The organism is Ferrovibrio sp. (genome assembly GCF_965278975.1).
In the GTDB taxonomy this organism is placed as follows: Bacteria; Pseudomonadota; Alphaproteobacteria; order Ferrovibrionales; family Ferrovibrionaceae; genus Ferrovibrio.
Genome location: NZ_OZ257126.1, coordinates 644,105 through 661,297 on the forward strand (window position 1 = coordinate 644,105; position 17,193 = coordinate 661,297).

General features: G+C 54.6%; 17 protein-coding genes and 1 pseudogene. 6 read left to right on the forward strand and 12 right to left on the reverse strand.

Annotated elements, in window-relative coordinates:
- Positions 1–7 precede the first annotated feature (7 nt).
- From ACQY7X_RS03065 to ACQY7X_RS03120, 12 genes and pseudogenes are all read right to left on the reverse strand, one after another.
- On the reverse strand, positions 8–727 hold the full coding sequence (locus ACQY7X_RS03065; RefSeq protein ID WP_428248378.1) for an ABC transporter ATP-binding protein: 720 nt from the start codon (positions 725–727) through the stop codon (positions 8–10).
- Positions 728–732: 5 nt separating this feature from the next.
- Positions 733–1,551, reverse strand: coding sequence for an ABC transporter ATP-binding protein (locus ACQY7X_RS03070; protein WP_428248379.1), 819 nt, complete (start codon positions 1,549–1,551; stop codon positions 733–735).
- A gap of 57 nt (positions 1,552–1,608) precedes the next feature.
- Complete coding sequence (locus tag ACQY7X_RS03075) at positions 1,609–2,301, reverse strand: nitroreductase (RefSeq protein ID WP_428248380.1); 693 nt, start codon at positions 2,299–2,301, stop codon at positions 1,609–1,611.
- A gap of 96 nt (positions 2,302–2,397) precedes the next feature.
- Positions 2,398–3,606: an ABC transporter substrate-binding protein gene (locus tag ACQY7X_RS03080; RefSeq protein WP_428248381.1), complete on the reverse strand. Its 1,209-nt coding sequence runs from the start codon at positions 3,604–3,606 to the stop codon at positions 2,398–2,400.
- A gap of 395 nt (positions 3,607–4,001) precedes the next feature.
- Positions 4,002–5,153 carry a thiolase family protein gene (locus ACQY7X_RS03085; RefSeq protein ID WP_428248382.1) on the reverse strand — a complete coding sequence of 384 codons (1,152 nt, stop codon included), beginning with the start codon at positions 5,151–5,153 and terminating at the stop codon, positions 4,002–4,004.
- A gap of 16 nt (positions 5,154–5,169) precedes the next feature.
- Positions 5,170–5,571, reverse strand: coding sequence for a Zn-ribbon domain-containing OB-fold protein (locus tag ACQY7X_RS03090; protein WP_428248383.1), 402 nt, complete (start codon positions 5,569–5,571; stop codon positions 5,170–5,172).
- A 10-nt stretch (positions 5,572–5,581) separates the two neighbouring features.
- Positions 5,582–6,637 (reverse strand): NAD(P)H-dependent flavin oxidoreductase, encoded by a 1,056-nt coding sequence (locus tag ACQY7X_RS03095; protein ID WP_428248384.1) that lies wholly within the window; start codon positions 6,635–6,637, stop codon positions 5,582–5,584.
- A 21-nt stretch (positions 6,638–6,658) separates the two neighbouring features.
- Positions 6,659–8,263 (reverse strand): class I adenylate-forming enzyme family protein, encoded by a 1,605-nt coding sequence (locus ACQY7X_RS03100; protein ID WP_428248385.1) that lies wholly within the window; start codon positions 8,261–8,263, stop codon positions 6,659–6,661.
- A 254-nt stretch (positions 8,264–8,517) separates the two neighbouring features.
- The gene (locus ACQY7X_RS03105) at positions 8,518–9,510 is read right to left on the reverse strand and encodes an alcohol dehydrogenase catalytic domain-containing protein (RefSeq protein ID WP_428248386.1); all 993 of its coding nucleotides are present in this window, start codon (positions 9,508–9,510) and stop codon (positions 8,518–8,520) included.
- A 292-nt stretch (positions 9,511–9,802) separates the two neighbouring features.
- Positions 9,803–10,390: a TetR/AcrR family transcriptional regulator gene (locus ACQY7X_RS03110; RefSeq protein WP_428248387.1), complete on the reverse strand. Its 588-nt coding sequence runs from the start codon at positions 10,388–10,390 to the stop codon at positions 9,803–9,805.
- A 551-nt stretch (positions 10,391–10,941) separates the two neighbouring features.
- A pseudogene (locus ACQY7X_RS03115) lies at positions 10,942–12,082 on the reverse strand (IS3 family transposase).
- 83 nt (positions 12,083–12,165) lie between these two features.
- Positions 12,166–12,564: a DUF805 domain-containing protein gene (locus ACQY7X_RS03120; RefSeq protein ID WP_428248388.1), complete on the reverse strand. Its 399-nt coding sequence runs from the start codon at positions 12,562–12,564 to the stop codon at positions 12,166–12,168.
- A gap of 120 nt (positions 12,565–12,684) precedes the next feature.
- On the opposite strand from ACQY7X_RS03120, the gene ACQY7X_RS03125 reads away from it, so the two are divergent.
- The 6 genes from ACQY7X_RS03125 (at position 12,685) to ACQY7X_RS03150 (ending at position 17,078) form a co-directional block, all read left to right on the forward strand.
- On the forward strand, positions 12,685–12,906 hold the full coding sequence (locus ACQY7X_RS03125; protein WP_428248389.1) for a helix-turn-helix domain-containing protein: 222 nt from the start codon (positions 12,685–12,687) through the stop codon (positions 12,904–12,906).
- A 317-nt stretch (positions 12,907–13,223) separates the two neighbouring features.
- Positions 13,224–13,874, forward strand: coding sequence for a hypothetical protein (locus tag ACQY7X_RS03130; protein WP_428248390.1), 651 nt, complete (start codon positions 13,224–13,226; stop codon positions 13,872–13,874).
- Between the two features lie 54 nt (positions 13,875–13,928).
- Complete coding sequence (locus tag ACQY7X_RS03135) at positions 13,929–15,347, forward strand: site-specific DNA-methyltransferase (protein WP_428248391.1); 1,419 nt, start codon at positions 13,929–13,931, stop codon at positions 15,345–15,347.
- A gap of 2 nt (positions 15,348–15,349) precedes the next feature.
- Entirely contained in the window at positions 15,350–15,733 is a 384-nt protein-coding gene (locus ACQY7X_RS03140; RefSeq protein ID WP_428248392.1) for a DUF5681 domain-containing protein, read from the forward strand.
- A gap of 392 nt (positions 15,734–16,125) precedes the next feature.
- Positions 16,126–16,629, forward strand: a complete 504-nt coding sequence (locus ACQY7X_RS03145; RefSeq protein WP_428248393.1) for a hypothetical protein — start codon at positions 16,126–16,128, stop codon at positions 16,627–16,629.
- Between the two features lie 257 nt (positions 16,630–16,886).
- Positions 16,887–17,078: a hypothetical protein gene (locus tag ACQY7X_RS03150; RefSeq protein ID WP_428248394.1), complete on the forward strand. Its 192-nt coding sequence runs from the start codon at positions 16,887–16,889 to the stop codon at positions 17,076–17,078.
- Positions 17,079–17,193 lie beyond the last annotated feature (115 nt).

The following is a 17,193-nucleotide window of genomic DNA, read 5'->3' on the forward strand; positions in this document are numbered from 1 at the left end:
CCGCCTCCTAGTTGCCCAAGTACGACCTGCGCACGGCATCGTCGTTTCTTAAATCTGCTGCGGTACCCTGCATCGAGATCTCTCCAACCTCGAGCAAGTATCCGTAGTCCGCCAACTCAAGTGACATTTTTGCGTTCTGCTCAATAAGCAATATACTTGTTCCGTCTTCGGCATTGATCGCCTTCATAATCTCGAATATTTCCCGGACGATCAGCGGTGCCAGGCCAAATGATGGCTCATCGAGCAGCAAGACACGCGGGTTACTCATCAACGCACGCGCTATGGCCAGCATCTGCTGCTCGCCACCAGACAGAGTTCCTGCCTGCTGATGTCGTCTTTCTTTGAGCACTGGAAACCGGCGGAACATGCGCTCAAGGTCCCTGGCGACGCCATCCTTGTCAGACCGCATATATGCACCGAGTTCGAGATTTTCATTTGTGGTCATTTGCGTAAATGTTCCCCGGTTCTCCGGAACATGCGCAAACCCTAGACGTGCGATCTCTGATGGTGCTTTTCCTGTGATTGACTCTCCAGCGAAGATGATCTCGCCAGATCTGGACACCTTGTTGAAGATCGCTCGCAGCGTGGTGGTTTTCCCCGCGCCATTGGCGCCCAGAAGTGTCGTAATTCCGCCTTCTCGCACCTTGATACTGATCCCATGCAGAACCTGTGTAGGCCCGTATTTCGCGGTTACATTATTCAGCTGAAGAACATCTGCGTTCGGCATCAGTGTCAGTCCCCAAGATATGCGCGAATGACTTCCGGATGATTCTGAGTTGCAGCAGGCGTTCCGTCCGCAATAACCTGGCCAAAATTGAGTGCGACGACCTTGTCCGATACACCCATCACCAGGCTCATATGATGCTCAACCAGCAAAACAGAAAGTTGCAGATCCGCTACTACACGCCGGATGAGATCACCCAGAGCATTCACCTCTTCATGATTCAAACCAGCGGCCGGCTCATCAAGCAGAAGCAGCTTTGGCGACGACGCAAGACTACGTGCCAGTTCGACCCGCTTCTGGAAGCCGAAAGGAAGATCTTCGACCCGTATGTCGAGATGATTCTGCAGTCCGACAAGGTTGGCTAATTCAAGTGAGTGTTCCAATACGCGCCTTTCTTCGCGCCTGACAGCGGGCAGGCGGAAGGCATTGGCAATGTATCCAGTGGTGCGCCAGGAATGCGCCCCAACCATAATGTTTTCCAGAACAGACATGGTCTTGAACAGAGCTACATTCTGAAATGTGCGCCCAATGCCGATTTCCGCCATGCGGTGCGGCGGCGTCGAAAGCAGATCCTTGCCATCAAACAGGATCCGCCCGCTACTGGCGGCGTAAATCCTGCTTATGCAATTGAACAGAGTTGTTTTCCCAGCACCGTTCGGTCCGATCAGGCCACATATCTTTCGACGCGGAACATCAAACGATACTTTGTTCAGTGCGATAATACCGCCAAATCGGATCGACAATTCATCGACCCTGAGCAATGCCTCTTCGGGCTGTGACTCTAGCGAAGATTTCATATGGTTTTGAGTTAGTGCCACAGTTGTCATCGTATCTGGCCCGCATTTTTCTGGTTTTCTGTCGCTGAATCGGGTTGGTGATTTGCACTAATCGTGGAAAGTGGCAAATTGATCGGATCGCAGACGCGGTGTTCGAAAGGAGTTAACAGGATGCGCTTCATCTGCGTAACCCAGGGCCATGCCGCAGAGAATACGGAAGCCTTCCGGGAGCCCCAGTATTTCACGGACCTTGCTTCCGATTATTGCGAACGCTGCCTGGGTGCAGGTATCAAGGCCTCTAGCTCGCGCCGCAATCATCAATGTTTGCGCAAACATGCCGATTTCCAGGGTACTACGCTCCATAGCTTTCTCGACACCTATAACAAGACCCACTGGGGCGCCGAAAAATGAATAGTTCAAACCCATCTGTGCATAACGGGTTTCAACGTCATCACGCTTAATGCCGAGGGAGTCGAAGAGTAATCGGCCTGTTTCCCGTCGCCGTTCCATATAAGGACCAGACCAGTCGGCGAGAAACATATTGCTGCTTTCCAGTAACTGCCGGTATCCGGCTTTATCCTCGAATACGGCCATGGTCTCTTCACAGAACCGTTTAAGAGATTGGCCGCTCAGCACCTCGACCTTCCATGGCTGGGCGTTATGTCCGTTTGCCGCATGCGCCGCCAGATCAAGTATTTCCCGGACCGTGGAAGCGGGCACCGGTCGATCAAGATAGCTTCTGCACGAACGGCGAGACAGAATCGCATCGTCGACAGGCGATATGGTCGAATAGTCGTCCATATTGAACCGCATTCCGCAGGTGAGTGGGTGGTAAGAAGAAGGGAGGCGGTTCCGGTGGAGTCCTGGTGAGGATCCACCGGAACCTGGGGAGGCAGTCTAATCGCTGCCGATCACTTCGCTGAATGGAACCCACTTCTTGCCATCAAACCTGGAAAGGGCCAGTTGGTGGACCATCAGGTTGTCGGAGTCACTTGTCTTGATCCGAATACCATCCAGGATCATGCCCGGCACAAAATCGAGATTGTGGGATTGCTTAAGAATGTTCTTTCGAGTCAGGTTGTTACCTGCCTGTGCCACGATCTGCTGTATGATCTGCGCCTCTACATAGCCCTGAACCATAGAGTTGTCATTCAGGTTGGCCTCAGGCATCCACTTTTCAGCAAATGCTTTATAAGCTTTGTAGTCATCCGTTTGCTGTACCGCAGCATCCGATGGATCTTTGAGATACTGGGCTGTAACCACACCCTTGGCATTGTCGAGGCCTGCCGGCGCCAAGGCCGTTGCGACCGAAGAGCCCACGTTTGTTATAAATAATGCAGGATTGTACCCGATATCTGTCTTCTTGCGGATGACTTGGGCGGTAACTCGGGGCAGGCAGAACAGGTAGATCACTTCGGCACCCGCAGCCTGCATGGCAATGACCTGAGAATCGACCGTCGGATCGGTTGATTCGTAACTCGTCTCAATCACGAGATCTTTGGGCCTGCCATTGGCCGCCAGCACTTCCTTTAGTCCTGACAAGGCATCTTTACCAGAATCATCGTTTTGATAGAGGATCCCGATTTTCTTACCCGGATGGTTCTTCACGATGTAGGTGGCAAATATGCGCCCTTCGCGATGATAATTCGGCACAAACCCCATAGACCAAGGATATCCTTTGGGGTCATTGAACTTGGATGAGCCAGAACCAACAAGCAGATGCGGGACAGCAGCACCGTTTACGTAGTCCCTGACCGCGATATTGGTTGCCGTTCCAGTCATACTGGCCAGAAAAAGGACTTCGTCCTGTTCGACCAGCTTCCTGATTTTTTCGACCGTCTTGGGCGGCGAGTAACTGTCGTCTTCGCTTAACAAGACGATCTTCCGACCATTGACCCCGCCATTTGCATTGATCATGTCAAAATATCGGAGTTGAGTCTTACCGCCGATGCTGTAGGCAGAGGCAGGCCCACTGTATGGCTTGGTCTGGCCGATCTTGACTTCCTTATTTGAAGCCCCGGCATCGTAGGGCTGCGCCGACGCGGTGGACGCGACGACAGCGGCCCACATAAGGCCAAGCACAAGCGCATTCGCTTTGAACTTCATTCTTTTCCCCTCCCTGGGCTGTTTAGTTCTCTTCGGATCAGAATCCGATTCATGCTTGTTGTTGGCTTTGCTAGCTCCCCAAGGCCGCTCTCTGCCTTGAGCCCTTCCCGTGTTATTGTTTTTGCAAAATTCCATATTTTGATTAAACAGTCAATAAATTTATTTCCATAATCTTTATATTCCAGCGCCCCCAAGATAAGCAATTATCGCCGCCATACTTTGAAATAACATTGTAAGATGATGTAATATTTGACAAACTTTCAAAACCACGAACTTCACAGCATTGATTTATCGCGAGGCAAACTCCTGCTCTGATGAGCCTTACTATTTATAAACTTTTTTCTACATAATTTTATAAGAGCCACTCGCATGCACTTGCCTGTCTCACGAGTTACTTAGGCTCGCGTCAGCACGTGCGCGTAGCAGACAGTGCCAAGACCGCACATATGGGCCAGACCGTATCGGGCATCGGGTTGTTGGCGCCGGCCGGCTTCGCCCCGAAGCTGCCTGGTAATCTCAGCAATTTGGCCGACTCCGGTTGGACCCGTCGGATGCCCCATGGCAATCAAGCCTCCCGAGGCACTGACCGCACAACGACCACCGATGTGAAACTCACCCGCTTTGAGCGCGTGGATCGCTTGGCCGGGCTTCGCCAACCCAATTGCTTCCAGATAGACCAGCTCTTCCACCGAGAAAGCGTCATGCACTTCGATTACATCGAGTTGGTCGGGTCGCAGCGCTGCCTCCGCCAATGCCCGAGCCACCGTCGTCCCGGTCAATTCGGCATCTGCGCTGACCCTGTCATTGACCTGCTCGCTGGCCGTGACAGCACTAACGACTCGAACAGCGCGTTTTCCATCAATTCCGAAGCGCTCAATCGCGTCCTGCGACATTACCAGCGCCGCCGCCGCGCCCTCTCCGATTGGGCAACACTGGAGCGCCGTCAACATACCTGAGATTGGCCGGCTACCGAGAATCTCATCCAGTGTCCGCGTTTGTTGCCTCTGCGCATATGGATTAAGTGCACCATTATTGTGATTTTTCTCGGCGACCAGGGCAATGTCTTCCGCCGACAGCCCGTATGCCGACGTATATTCGCTGGCCACCAGAGCAAAATGCGTTGGCAATGATACGGCATCATCCGCGAGATTCTCGATGCCAGTCTGTTCAAACGCCCTGACCGCGCCGCTAAGCCTTGGTTTGTCTACACCAACAGCCAACCCGACGTCTGATAGGCCACTAGCAACCTCAATACATGCTGCACGGAACGCGGCTGATCCAGACGCAGAAGCATTCTCCAAATGCACCACCGCTGAACCATTGGCGCCAAGATGTTTCAGCATAGCTCGTCCCCCAGCCATGCCCAGAGACGCGGTGCCGAAGAATGTCGTTTCATTCGCACCCCAAGCAATTCCCGCATCCGCCAGAGCAGCTCGAATTGCTGTCAGTCCAAGCTCGACATAGGGGGTCTCGGAGCGGTTCTGATACCGATGCAAACCGACACCGACAACATAAATCGGGCGTAAATCTCTGAGTGTCTTAGCCATATCGGTCCTCTTATGATTATGATTCTGCACGTGCGAAACGCAGTGCGGCTTTCAAACCTTTCTCGACATGGGTAGCAGGCTCGATTACACCCTTCACACGCGCGCCTGGTTTCAGGCCCAATTCACCAAGAATGGCACGAACCATGGGGCCGGCATCGAGCCTGACGGACGCGACGGCAAATGGCACCGCCGGTTCCGGACGGACATGGAGGTGGACGAGGGCGGATGCCACAATCACCCCTTTAGCAGGGATATCGAGTGCCTCCAGACCTTCAGTTCCGCCGCATTGCTCGCAGCCATATGCCTGGCGCGGAAAGGCGACGCGATCACAAGCAGAGCAACGCATGCCAGTCAGGAAAACCTCGCGATGATCAGCGCTGCCTTCACAAGAGATCTCTTTTACAAGAGTGGATTCCATTTTTTCCTCTCTACCGAGCCGCAATGGTACTGGCATCTGCTCGGACCGGGTCATCAACTCCAACCATGAGTGCCTTGGATCGGTTCGCTGATCCCTTGTCCATCGCTGCTGCCGCATCCTTCATGAGCCGCTCAACGATCGTAGCCGCTGGCTCAATGGCATCAACGAATCCGGCCGCAGAGCTGCAGGAGATCATGCCCTTCTGCCAATCCCCCTTGTCGTAGGCATGCTCTTTAGCAATGTATCCCCGGATGAGTTCACCGAAATCCTCGTGACGTTTGGCACCCGCGGCTTCAATCCGCTGCACTTCTCGCACATGGTCGTTGTCCAGAACGCGCCAGGTATCGCCGAGGGACGTCAATGCCGTGGTCGAGCAATCCTCGTCCACTTCAACCATTCTCTTTTTGTATTCTTCATGCGCGTTGATCTCATTGGCCGCAAGAAAGCGGGATCCCATCACCACACCGTCCATGCCCATCGCCAGCGCTGCGGCAATCTGCCGGCCATGACCGATGCCGCCGCCGACCATCAGTGGCAGATGGATTCGATCTCTGGCATGGGCGGCCTGCACCATGCTGGACAGCTCGTTCAATCCTGGATGTCCTCCTTCATCCATGCCGACCAGAATGATCGCGTCTACTCCAATCCGCTGCGCCGATAGCGCATGCCGAATGCGGGGGCATTTGTGAATGAGGATACCACCGGCATTATGAACTGGGCCGAGGACATCATCTGGGCGAACACCCGCAGTCTCGAAGACCCGGACACCCTGCTCCAATGCAACATCCACCAGAGTCGACACTTGACCGTGAAAGCCCAGACGGGCCGAGATCGAGACATTGACCCCGAATGGCTTCCCATCAGTGATGCGCCAGCATTTGACCAGTTCATCACGAAAATCGTCCGCATGACGGAAGGAACGCGCTGTAATGAACCCCATCGCGCCAGCATTGACGATAGCACCGACAATAGACGCATCACCCAGATACATCATGCCGCCGAGTAAAATCGGATGCTTGATACCAAGGAGATCGGTCAGCCTCGTACGGAAATATTGTTGTGTCATAACGTTTTTTCTCCTGACCAATCACACCTTCCGATCACGGCCTGCCCAGAATGGTCGGCGGAGATCGGCTTTCAGCACCTTGCCCATTGGGTTCCGAGGCAAAGTCTCAACGACATCAATGCTACGCGGCACCTTGTAAGAGGCAAGGTTGCTCTTGCAGAACTCCAGCAGTTCATCGAGCACGATGGCCTTGCCGGGAACTGGTTCTACAAAGGCGGTAACGCGTTCGCCAAAGTCGTCATCGGGTGTACCGATGACCGCTGCGTCCATCACATCGGAATGCATTTGAAGAACACGCTCAATTTCAGCTGGATAGATGTTGACGCCACCCGAAATGATCATGTCTTTCACGCGGTCGGTAATGTAGAGGTAGCCGTCTGTATCCAGTCTTCCTACATCGCCCATGCGGAAGTACCCCTGTTCATCCAGAGTATCGGAAGACAAAAGCTTGCCGACATAGCCCGATATGACGGTCGGCGTTTTCACCCATATCTCGCCTTCATCGCCGACGGACAATGGCTTTTCCTCCGCGTCCCGGATGCTGACGGAGACATGCTGGTAAAGCTGGCCACAACTTCCCGGCTTTGTCCGCTGCTCTCCAGGCCGCAGGAAGCTGATCATCCCGGTCTCGGTTGATCCGTAAGCCTCGGACAGGCACTCGCCGAATATGTCGATAGTTCGCATCTTGATTTCATAGGGGACCGGACTGCCACCTGTGACCATCAGCCGCATGGATGACAGGTCATGCCGCTTCAGGATTTCGTCAGGCAACGCACCGATCCTTTTGAACATCGTCGGCACCGCAAACCAGAATGTCACTTTGTGCACAGCAATAGTCGCCAGCACTGCTTCAGGGTCGAAGCGCCGCATGAGCACAAGCTTTTGACCGAATTCGATCGCTATCCGAACAAAGGTTGTGCCCATGCCATGGTGAAGCGGAACATTTAGCAATACAACGTCACTTGGGTCCGCCCACTTCCGGTCGACGTCTTCACCATATTCCTTACGGATGCGGTCCGACGGTTCCACTGCCTGCCGCGCAACACCCTTCGGCAATCCCGTTGTGCCAGATGTGTATATGATGGTCTCAGTGCCTCGGGTCGAAATAATTGGCACCGCCGGCCCGGCCATAAGCTCCTCGAACATAAGAAAGCCAGGAGCCTGCGTATCCACTGATACCGCGATCATATCGTCGCGTTTTTCCCAAGCCACCTGCAAAAGGCTGGGGTCTATGTCGTCACAGATTATTGCTCGTGCACCACCATTCTCGATGATGTACGCCACTTCCGCTGGTGTCAGATGCCAGTTAAGGCAAAGCAGACGGCAACCCAATTTCGCCGCCGCCGCATATACCACGCACCATTCATGGCGCACACGCATTCTCAATGCTACAACATTGCCTTCACGGATACCGAGACGACGGAGAGAATGGGCAACCCGATTGGACATATCATCCCACTGGGCCCAGGTAATCTGCTGTTCACCATCCACAATCGCCACCGCGTCACCGGCTGTACGCGCCTGTTTCTCCAGACTGCCTTCTCGCACACCAACGGGCAGAGAGGCGGTAGGAGGTTGCGTCCCTTCCTGTGAAGCCATGCGGTTCGAAGAATTTGCTAAGACCATTTTTACGTCCCTTCGAGGATTGTCAGTAAGGTGGTGTCGGCGAGGATCAACCGCCCGCTAGGCTCTTTGACCAATCCGAAACGCGGACGGGTCGGGCCTGGATAAGCTGAAAATGTGCATTGCCGTCGCAGCGAAGCGCTGGCGCGCGGCATTGATCCCGGATGCCGGTGCGGATGTCTGCTGGTCGCTTGATAACGCGCCGTTGGTATGACGGCAGCCGATGTGGCGCCCTGTTGCAGTCTGTGCAGCGGTGATCATGGTAACAGGACGATCTTTCCGAGCTTCCCACGCGCACCAAATGCCGCATAGCTGGCCCGTACTTCCTCAAGCGGAAATGTGCTTGAAACCACGACGGTGAGCTTCGATCTTGAAACAAGTGGCAAAATTTCGCGCTCGACGGCTCGCGTGGCGATAGCCTTATCTTCAAGGGGCCGTGCGCGCAGAGTGCTGGCGCGAATACTGGCACGATTCCTACTCAGCGCCCTGAAATCGAGCATTGCCTGCGCACCTGATCCGGTGCCGATGACCACGATTCGGCTGCCGGTTCTGATGGACGTCAAATGCGATGCGAATCTATCGACGCCGACCAGTTCCAGGATGACGTCATAGGGACCTTTCGTATCAGCGTCGTCCGGGGTCACGACGGTGCTGGCACCAAGGGAGCGTATAGCGTCCCAAGTTGCGGTATTGCGAACCGACGCAATCACTTCGGCACCGATTGCGGTTGCGATCTGTACGGCAGCCATTCCAACGCCGCCGGCCGCCCCAGTGATAAGAACGCGCTCACCGGGCCTGAGTGCGGTCTGCGCGACGAGCGCGTCATGTGCAGTCACGAACGCTTCGGGAAATCCACCGGCTTGTGCCCAGGACAGGTTTTCTGGGATCGGCATCAAGGCGCACTCGTGGACGCAGATCAGTTCGGCCTGCGCGCCACCGCCAACAATACCCATGACCCGATCACCGACCGCGTAGCGATGCGCGCGCGGACCCAACGCGACAACTTCGCCGGCAAATTCAAGCCCCGGTATGTCTGCAGGAGAACCGCTTGGCGCCGGATATTTCCCCTGGACCTGCATAAGGTCCGCATTGTTCAGTCCGGCAGCCCGGATGCGGACGACCACGTCTTCGCCGCCCGCGCATGGATCGTCATGGTCACGAATTGTGAGAATGCCGCCTGGGTCAATTGTTACAGCTCTCAAGGTTTCAGCCTCTTTCTGACAGCCACGTTTCCTGCGGCCATCTGGCATGGTGAATCGATGTTCGGATTTCGTGTGACCGTGGCTGATGACCCGCGCGACAAGCGCCCTGCGACAGCTATGCCTGGGCCTGCACCAGGCCGTGGATGTCTGGTTTCAACATTGGCCGCGGCAAGGTTGCGTTGCGACCGATGCGTGCGCGCGGAGTCGGGGCTTTCGCCTGACCGATTACGGTTGGCGAGCCTGTGTCGGCCAGCAGATGTTTCGCAGGACATGAATATGCCTCTCTCCCCCAGGAAGAGAGACTATCAAGATACTTACTGAATGTAAATAAAGTTTTTTACTATAGCCCTTCTGAACTGCCGTCTTTGGTAACCCCTGATGATCTTAATGCACGCACAATTGTGCCTTCAATACCAACGGCCATGCGTTCGAGATCGATTGATGGGTCCACGGCCCAAAGTGAAACGGCGCCGCGCAACCAAGCAAAGATTAACGCGCCAAAAACATCAGGATCGACCATGGGTTCTACTTCACCGGCATCCTGCGCATCGCGTATGCGTGATGCCAGGGCCTTAATCGCCGTTTGCGCTAGCCCGGCAACGCTTTCTCTGAGCGAGTTATCGACGGCTGCTTCACTGGTGATCATGAAATAGGCGCGCCGCGTTTTTGGATTCTCGATGGCAAATTGCAGGTAGGTGCGCACGAAGATTCGGATGGCCTTCAGACCGGCAACGCCCTTGAGCCTTTCCCACAAAAGCTGATTGTAATCGTCCAGGATTCGCTGCGCCGTCATCATGATCAGCGTTTCTTTGGTCTTGTAATAATGGACCGGAAGCGTGGCACTGTAGCCAGCCCTGGCCCCGACCTCGGCCAGAACAAGCCCGGCAAAGCCCTTTTCCGCAACGAGTTCGATGGCCGCCTGAATCATGCGCCGGTCTGCCTCCGAGCGCCGTTCAGTCTGCGTCCGCCGACGCTTTTTCTCCGGAGGCAATTCGTCTGATTCCGCCACACTTTGTCCTCTTCTGCTACCAGCCCATTTGCTGGTCCGCGGGCGCCGCATCGCCTTGCAGGCGACCGTGCCGCTGCAGCGCCCCTTTGGCTCACTCAACCCAGAGACGATGGCCGCTTTAGGCTGCTCGGCCTTGTACCAGACATCTCTATTTGACTGATTACCTAATTTTTCGAGAAATTTAAAGATCTGACTGTCGTACTGACGACTTAACCGCCACTACACCCCGGAACCTTTGGCATCTGGTTTCGCTGCAGGGCTGGCGGCCCAGGTTGTTGGACATCTCCAGAGTTATCGCGGCCGTTACTTACACAACGGCGCTATATCATTCAATATTTATATACCATAGATTGTATTTATTGTTTATTGATGAAGCCAACCTAGATAGCCGAGAAAGGGTTTCTAGGTCGGTCCCGAACTTTTAACCCCTTTGTCGGTCATGGCCTCCTGCCGGTTTAGTGGACGGCTTATTAAGCTAACGCCATCTTCTTTTCGAACCCCATAGGGCTCAGGTAGCCCAGCGTCGAGTGTCGGCGCCAGGGATTGTAGAAGCGTTCGATATAGTCGAACACTTCGGCCCTGGCGTGATCCCTCGTGCGGAAGACCTTGTGCGCGATGCGCTCGGTTTTGAGCGGAGAGAAGAAGTTTTCCATCGCGGCATTATCCCAGACATTGCCCGACCGGCTCATGCTGCAGGTCACACGGGCCTCGGCCAGCAGGCTCTGGAACTGTTCGCTGGTATATTGGCTGCCTCGATCCGGGTGATGGATCAGCGCATCCGGCTTGCCCCGGCGCCAGATCGCCATGATGAGGGCATCGGTCACAAGCTGAGCCGTCATCTCGGCCTGCATCGACCAGCCGACCACGCGGCGCGAGAACAGGTCGACGACGGCGGCCACATAGAGCCAGCCCTCGGCGGTCCATATCTAAGTGAAGTCGGCCACCCATTTGCGGTTCGACGCCTCGGCCTCGAACTGCAGGGCCAGCCTGTTCGGGGTGATGGCATTGCTCAACCGTTCGCCGCCATCCTTGCGCAGGGAGCGGCGCCGGGGACGGCCCGCAATGCGTGCTGCCGCATCAGCCACTCAATACGGTGCAGCCCGCAGGCATGGCCAACCGCCAGCACATCGTGCCAGACCCGCCGGGCGCCATAGGTCCGCAGGAAGCTCGGCTGAACCTCATGGCCCAGCCGTCCGTCGGCACGCGGCCTGTCGCTGGCGGCCGTGTCAAACAGGCATGGAAGCCGCTGCACGAGACACCGAGCGCCCCGCATACCAAACCACCGGCCATATCCCCGGTGCTTCGCAATGAACCCGAACTTCACGCTGACTCCTCCGCGAAGTATGTCGCGGCTTTTTTTAGGATGTCGCGCTCCGCCTTGAGCTTGACCACCTCGCGCCACAGCCGCTTGATCTCCAGTTGCTCCGGCTTCATCTGGCCATGGCCTGGAAAGGCATGGGCCGGGTCGGCCGCTGCCGCCTTCAGCCAGTTGCGCAACACAGTCTCATGCAGGTCGAGATCGCGGGCAACCTGGCCAACCGTCACGCCCCGCTCCCGGATCAGCCTCACAGCCTCAAGCTTGAACTCACGGCTGAATACCCGTCGTCCCATAACCCGCCTCTGACTCCATGAAGCACCTTATCTCGGTGTCCATCAAACCGGCAGCAGGCCACATAAATGGAATTTGGGGATGCCTATGGCGAATCTTTGGATTCCTGCGGCTGCAGAGGGTCAGGGCCATAGCGGTTAGGCCCAACATTTCCCGGGATGAATAATATTGCCAAAGCAAATACCCATCCGATAAAGGGCAGCGCCACGATCAGCGCGGACCATCCCGTCCAGCCGAAGTCACGGCATCTCTGCGCCGCTGTAATTCCGGCAGAGACAAGCAGGATCAGGAATATAATCGCAAATAGAATGCTGAGTTGAGTGTGTCTCTCTTCATTCAGATATTTGAGCCTCTCTAGATAAGACCCAAAGAGGGCTGAGCAGACCAAGAAAGTGACGAGTAGAGTCACAAGATATAAAAAATAGGACTTTCTGTTCCTACGGCCAGAGAATCTGAATATTCCAGAAAACACAGGGATCGACATATTGCCTCCGATTAGCCGGGTATCTACGCCCCAATAATGGGGGATTGGGAGGCAACTAGTCCAGTCAATTGAGACTCATAGTCTGTAGATCAATAGTTAACAAAATGGCCCTCTCGGCACATGGACATCCGTCGCCGTGTTGGCCTCAATGTGCAGTATTTCCGCAAGGAACAAGGCTGGTCTCAGGAAGACCTAGCCTTCGAATGCGGTTTGCACCGCACCTATATCAGCGGGGTAGAGCGGGGTATCCGCAATCCGACTGTGCTCATCCTGCATAAAATTGCCGCGAGCCTGGGAATCCCAGCAGCCCGACTGTTGGACGAAACCAACCTCCGAAAATAAGCCCATTTTGGCCAAGCGAATCGATTCGCCCTGCCAGCTCTAGCCTTTTGTCAAGAACATCTGGGAATCCCTCATGTTCTTGCAACGGACAAGAGATATGGCATGCTGAGCAGATGCCAAGAAAACCCAAGCAATCTTCTTTGTACAATACCGCACCCAGCGCAAAGCAGCTCTGCACCGCCTGGGGCCTATACAGACGCGATGAGGATTCCTCTCTAACACGACCGGACTCTCTTACCGCCCCCGCTGAGCTTCTCCGATTATGTGAAAGCTACGCCAAAGATGGTGCGTTGGTTGAGAATGCCGTTTCCAGAATCATGGAATCTGTCGACATATACATTGCGGATTCTCTGTGGAGGAGTAACGAGGAGCGGCCCGTCCTACGTCGAATCGCAGCAGAACGATTCTCTCATGCTGTGGCAAATGGGGGGCCGCCCCAACCTCTAGATCCCGGAACTGAAGCCAGCATTCTGGACTATTGTCAAAAGCACCGTGGTGCAAACAAGGAACTACTAAAATTATTCACTGATCCTGGCGATGCTGACTCTCCAACACGAAAGACTATTATGGAGAAATTCTCCGCACTTATTCTGGCGGGAGCTACGAAGCTAGCCACAGAGCGTAACACTCCAGGAAGAAAAGAAAATCCATCCGTCCAACAATTAGGCTTTGGCTTATGCAAAGCCTATGAGGAATTGTCAGGGAAAAAGGTTACCCACAACCACAATGTGAACGAACGCCACAAAGCGTCTGACGCCAGCGAATTTGTGGGAAAAGTACTCGGCGTTCTGTTTCCATTTATAGAAAACCCACACGGCGCAACCGACTCAATGGATTACACATTATCAGCGCCGCACGACACAAGTCCGACCGATTTAGCATTTCAACAAGCAATGTACGATGAATTGATATTATTTGATGGCGTCGTGCGCCTCTATGCAAAAAACGAAAAGTCCGAAAAAAACTAGATTGGGTGCATTCTTGTCCGTGACCTTTGAGGGCAGGTTCGTAACACTGCCTCCATGCAAAACACACCAACGTCACAGACACACCAAAGCCACTCAGCCGACGAAGCACCCGCACCCATAACTCAGCCTGGGTGGGAAACCGCCGGCTTTGTCTACTGGACGCCGATCGAAGCGCTGAAGCTCAACCCCAAGAACCCTCGGCGCCACTCCAAGCGGCAAATTGCTCAGCTAGCCGCTGCTATGAAGAAATTCGATTTCATCAACCCGGTGATAATCGATGAGGATGACACCGTTCTGGCTGGCCATGCGCGAATCGCTGCTGCCAAACAGTTGGGGGAAGGAATCGTCAAGACCATCCGCGTTGATCATCTAAATGCTGAAGATAAGAAAGCATATATCATTGCTGAGAATCAACTGGCTGCACTGGCCGGTTGGGACCAAGAGCTTTTAAGGGAAGAGCTCGCCGGCCTTGTTGAAATAAACTACGAGGTCGAGCTAACCGGCTTTCTCACAGTCGAAATCGACAGGATCCTCGAAATATCGCCTGGCAGCGCGGGCCATTCGACCGCGAGGGAAGAAGAAAATACTGAACCTCAGCCGGGCCCTGCAGTTAGCCGTCATGGCGATCTGTGGCAAATCGGCCCACACCGCTTGTTATGTGGTAACGCGCTCGACTTAGCCGATTACCAAACCCTGCTGCAAGGTGAGAAGGCCGAGATGATCTTCACCGACCCTCCCTATAATGTTGAGATTGCCGGAAATGTTTGTGGCTCCGGGCAAATCAAACACCGAGAGTTCATGATGGCCTCGGGAGAAATGAGCCAAGCCGAGTTTGCACAATTCCTCGAGCAGGCGTTCCGAGCAATGGCTCAGCATAGCATTGATGGTGCGGTTCACTTCATTTGCATGGATTGGCGCCATATCCAGGAAATCACTGCCGCTGGCAACAAGGCATACACCGAATTGAAGAATCTTTGCATCTGGGCGAAGACTAATGGCGGCATGGGCACATTCTATCGCTCCCGCCATGAATTGGTGTTCGTTTACATAAGCGGCAACGGCAAGCCAATCAATAACTTTGGGCTGGGCGAGAATGGCCGCTACCGCACCAATGTTTGGGAGTATGAAGGGGTTAATAGCCTCGCCCATGGCCGGCGTGAAGAGCTAAAGCTTCATCCTACCGTGAAGCCAATAGGACTGGTGGCAGACGCGATTCGTGATTGCTCAAAGCGTAAGGGCCTGATCCTCGACCCCTTCGCCGGTAGCGGCACAACTTTACTCGCCTGCCACAAAACTGGCCGGATGGCCCGCCTAATGGAGCTAGATCCACTCTATGTCGATGTGATCATTAGGCGCCAACAGGCAATCACCGGCATAGAGGCACGCCTAGCCTCTAGCGGCAAAAGCTTTAATCAAGTCGCCGCCGAACGCCTAAAGGAAGCAACCTCCACCTCGTCTTCGGAGCTGGATTAGCCATGCCGTCGAATACAAAAAAGGCCAAGTCAGGCTCTGAAGTTGGCTACAAGAAGCCGCCGCGCAATACGCAATTCCAGCCCGGCCAATCCGGTAATCCACGTGGCCGGCCAAAAGGGAGCGTCAACGCCAAAACCCTGTTGGCCAAACTGCTCAGAAAGCCAGTAATCATTACAATTAATGGAAAACCCGTCAAAGTTTCTATGCTCGAAGCACAATTTGAAAAGATATTTTCGGATTCATTGCATGGGAAACCATCCGCCCAAAAGATTATTATGCCGCTTCTCCTCGATCTCGCGGATGCAGAAGCAATTCCGTCAGCAGAAGAAGATCGCTGGATACTGGAACGTTTCCTTGAGCGAAACGCCAGAAAACCATCCTCATGAAGAGGGTTGAAGTTGGGGCTGCTCTTCGGAGAGACCCCGCGATCTTCTTTGAGGCTGTCCTGCGCACGCTACATCCGCAATTCACCCCCCTCACGCCCTGGTATGTGGAAACAATCATACACCACTGCCTGAATGGCAAGGCAGGGCACAGGCTCATTACTGTTGCGCTGCCACCTCTGTCGCTCAAAAGCACGCTATGTTCAGTGGCCCTACCAGCGTTGCTGATAGGGCGCCTCCCTGGCTTCCGTGTCCTTGTGTGCGCCGCTGATCGAGCCGCCGCAAGGCGGATACAAGCATTATTCACCACGACCACCACCTCACCCTGGTATCAGCACGCGTTTGGAGGCACTCGTTTTGCTGAGAGAAAAAGCCGGGGTGGGGCCACCTCACGGATGCCCTCGTTCACCTGTATAACCACACGTGACGATGCACCGAATTCGCTGTTTGACCTTATCGTTATAGATGACCCCTACGGCGGCACAGCGGCCAACCCTATCGAATTTGAGCGCGTCAACGCACTCTTCGACCAGGCCCTTATGCTTCGAGTGCGCGATCCCGCGGATCCTTTCGTGCTGGCCGTTATGACTCGCGCCGGCACAAGGGATTTGCATGCCCATTTGCGCTTGCGGCGAAATGCCACAGCGCTCGAGTTTCCTGCTATTGCCACTGAGCGGAGTCGTTGGCCGCTACTAAATGGAACACACCATATTCGCCGTATAGATGAAGTATTGGCACCCGAGATTCATAGCAGCGCCGCGCTTGAGCGGGTTCGATTGTCGATGACCAGATCGGAGTTCAACCAGCGCTTTCAGCAAGATGTATCACCGCCCCCTCTCCTGGCGTTTGGTGACACGCCTGAAAAATGGGGGAACGACTTTAACTTCGATCCAGGCTGACACCATATACTGCGGGCTCCGGCATAATATTGGCTTACGTAGCGCGGCATTGAATTTGCTGGACTTCCCCTCTCTTTCGAGCAATCAGTGGGCTCAGGAGGTCAAGCTGATATGCACTTAAATCCATCAACTATGCGCTTTATTAGGCTCGGGCCAGACGGGCCCTGGTTAGCCTGGTCTCTTGCTACAGGCACCAGCCTCTTCGGCTCGATCAGGAAGTAGCTGTGGCATGCCAGGTTAGGAAAGCCGGCGTCACGATGAAACCATTATTCCCAGCATCTGAGCGCCTAAGCCCGAAAGCCTTCGCCAAGATCACCGCCACGCTTGAAGACGCCACTATTTTGGCGGTTAAAGGACAATCACATCGGCTGACGCCCATGCAACGGCAGAGGATTGCTCGTCAGCTGTTTTTGAAGATCAAAGCGGCTGGAAAAGCCATAGCACCCTGATCCCCTAAGGGCGCAAGCAGAAGATATGCTTTCTCGGGCTAGGCGAGAGCTAGGATACGATCAGCTAATAACTCATCGCTTTTCACTGGCGCGCGAGAGTGTGTGGCGGCACCGG